The organism is Microcystis sp. T1-4 (genome assembly GCF_000297435.1).
Lineage (GTDB): Bacteria > Cyanobacteriota > Cyanobacteriia > Cyanobacteriales > Microcystaceae > Microcystis.
Genome location: NZ_CAIP01000044.1, coordinates 1 through 2,913, shown reverse-complemented (window position 1 = coordinate 2,913; position 2,913 = coordinate 1). Strand labels below are relative to the sequence as shown.

General features: G+C 45.1%; 2 protein-coding genes and 1 pseudogene. 1 reads left to right on the top strand and 2 read right to left on the bottom strand.

Annotated features, from left to right (window positions below; all coding sequences use genetic code 11):
* Window positions 1–264 precede the first annotated feature (264 nt).
* Both MICAI_RS26755 and mnmE read right to left on the bottom strand, forming a co-directional pair.
* A pseudogene (locus tag MICAI_RS26755) lies at window positions 265–587 on the bottom strand (transposase family protein); the annotation flags it as partial.
* 280 nt (window positions 588–867) lie between these two features.
* Entirely contained in the window at window positions 868–2,241 is a 1,374-nt protein-coding gene (gene mnmE, locus MICAI_RS02510; RefSeq protein ID WP_008197340.1) for a tRNA uridine-5-carboxymethylaminomethyl(34) synthesis GTPase MnmE, read from the bottom strand.
* Window positions 2,242–2,294: 53 nt separating this feature from the next.
* Here mnmE and MICAI_RS02505 point away from each other — a divergent pair, with 53 nt between their 5' ends.
* Window positions 2,295–2,828, top strand: coding sequence for a DUF2062 domain-containing protein (locus MICAI_RS02505; protein WP_008197338.1), 534 nt, complete (start codon window positions 2,295–2,297; stop codon window positions 2,826–2,828).
* The last annotated feature ends 85 nt before the right edge of the window (window positions 2,829–2,913 follow it).

The window sequence follows — 2,913 nt, the reverse complement described above, 5'->3', positions numbered from 1 at the left end:
TTCCTTTTTGGCTCTTCTAGGTTCTGTGTGATAAGTTTAATTGACATAGGATCGATCGATCTTTGTGTCCTTTGTGTCTTTGTGGTTCGTTCCACCCCCTCGCTAGGAGAAATGTATCTTAGAATACATTTTACCCACCAAAGCTGGGAGAGCCCCTTTTTTTTGAGCGGTGACAGCTAGGCTTGACAAAAGGTTCTCAGCACAGCCATCATATAGTTATTATCCATGCCCGCCCGTTTACTTTTTTGTGCCAGACTATGTCGGTAAGTCGATCGGGTTAATCCGTTCAAAAACCCGACAAAAAGTATCATCAGAAGGAATGCCATTAGGTAATTCTAAAAACTCAGATAACCAAGGCTGCTTACTGAGTCCACAATTTTCGATGTCTTCCCAACCTTCGGCTCCGGCTATAACTGCTAAAATAGCAATGACTAAAATATCGGTTAATAAATGTTTTTGGGTTCGGGACACTCTTGAAGATAAGTCAATAAACTAGCTTGAATTTCATTGATTGATGTTAAAGGAAGCTCAGGTTTTAGTTGAGCTTTATTTCCAGTGGGGAGAACGGGGGCAAAACCTTTACCCATGAGCTATTTCCTGATTAATTTTCATCAACAACAGTGAGACTAAGGCTAATGATAAATTATACAGAGGTAGCAGCGACTAAGTCTGGGTACTGGCAGCGCGGGACGGTGCTACAGCGAGTTCCACACCCTATTTAGAAATCTTTGTCAAGTACAATTTATACCAAATTAGATGAGCTTACCCTGGTATAATTTGCTACATTTTTAGATGCGCTTACCCTGACAGTTAACCGAACACAAAAGGATAAAACCTTGTTTCTGGTTAACCGGATTTCCTCATTGCTTATTTCCCAATACAAAAACGGCTAAAAATGCGATCAAGTACCGATTCAGTCACTTCTTCGCCGGTAATTTCTCCTAAAGCTTGAATGGCAGTACGCAGATCGATCGACCAAAAATCAAAAGGCAAATTTTCGTCAATTGTTTTTTTTACCTGTTGCAAAGCAATTTTCGCCCTAGTTAAAGCGGCCGCCTGTCGTTGATTAATGGCCAAATCCAAATTAGCCGCCTGTATTTCTTGATTTTGGACAGCATTAATAATAGTTTTTTCTAAGTCTTCAATACCCTGATTTTGGGCGGCGGAAAGCTTGACAACTCGCTCAATTTCTGCTGGATAAATTACCGTTTCGGGATGAGCTAAATCAATTTTATTAATCACTAAAATTAATCGGCGATCGCTGACAGAGCGGTAAATTTCCTCGTCTTCCTCGGTCCATCCTGACTCTGCGGAGACGGTTAAGAGAACTAAATCAGCAGACCGGGCCGTTTGGCGGGAACGTTCCACCCCAATTTGTTCGACTCGATCGCTGGCCGAGCGAATTCCTGCCGTATCGAGGACTTGTACGGGGATTCCCGCCACAACTAGCTGAGATTCGACGATATCGCGGGTAGTGCCGGGTAAATCGGTGACAATCGCTCGATCGCTCCGACTCCAAGCATTTAACAAACTGGATTTCCCCACATTCGGCCGTCCCACGATCGCCACTTTCAGACCACTACGCAGCAATTCCCCGCGCTCGGCAGTAGCTAAAATTAAATTTACTTGACAAAAAACCTGTTCTATGCTATGGAGAACCGCCTCATGATCCAAGGGCGGTAAATCCTCTTCAAAGTCAATACGGGCCTCAATTTCAGCCAAAATATCGAGACAGGTGGCACGCAAATGCCGAATCGGTTGCGCGAGTTTTCCCTGTAAACCAGCGAGGGCAAATTGTGCCGCTTGGGGAGAACGCGCCCCAACGAGATCGACGACGCTTTCGGCTTGAGTTAGGTCAATTCTGCCGTTAAGAAAGGCACGCAGGCTAAATTCCCCCGCTTGGGCCAAACGCGCCCCATTTTCTAGACATAACTGTAACACCTGTTGTACGGGCATAATGCCGCCATGACAGTGAAATTCCACCACATCCTCGCGGGTGAAAGAGCGGGGCGCTAACATGAGCAGCAGCAAAGCTTCATCGATAATTGCTTGACTTTGGGGATGCCGGATATAACCGTAGAGAAGACGATGACTTTCCCAGGGTTGACGATTGCGGGTATGGAACAGCCGACGAGCGATCGCCACTGCCTGACTACCGGATAAACGGACAATACCGATGCTACCCTGTTCTGGAACGATCGCCGTAGCGATGGCGGCGATCGTATCCCCTGTGTTTAACATCTCTTAATCACTCCTTGCTAAAATTGAAGTTGGTATCAATTTTGTCAGCATTTATGCCCGAAAATATGCGCTCACGGTCATTAAAAGCGAAAAATAAAGAAAATAGCCTAATTAATCGTCTGACGCGCTCCTGTCGCTACTGGTGGGTTCGCTTGGTGCGATTGCAGGGACATCCGATCGAAATCGCTCGCGGGTTAGCGGTGGGGGTGTTTTCTGGGGCTTTTCCTTGGATGGGATTACAGATCATTATTGCGATTTTTTTAGCTTTCTGTGTGCGGGGCAATAAAATTGCGGCAGCGGCAGCCACTTGGGTGAGTAATCCTTTTACCTATATTCCCCTGTTTTTGTTTAATTATAAATTGGGAGAATTATTTTTAGGTCAAGGAAATCAAGCGATCGATAGTCGTATTTTTGCCTCTAACCAAAGTTGGGCGGAAAATTGGGCAAGTTTGAGCGGTGAATTTTTATTAACGCTATTTTTTGGCAGTTTGATTACAGGTCTGTTGGCGAGCATTATCACTTATTTTGTTAGTTATCGTCTCCTCAGTCAATGGCATCACCGGCGACAAACAAGGAGAAAACGCTGATAAATTGTCACCGTTCGGGGGGGACAAAATCTGGTAATCTAAGAGGCATGGATGAGAAGCACCTACGGTAATCCCATAATAAGTC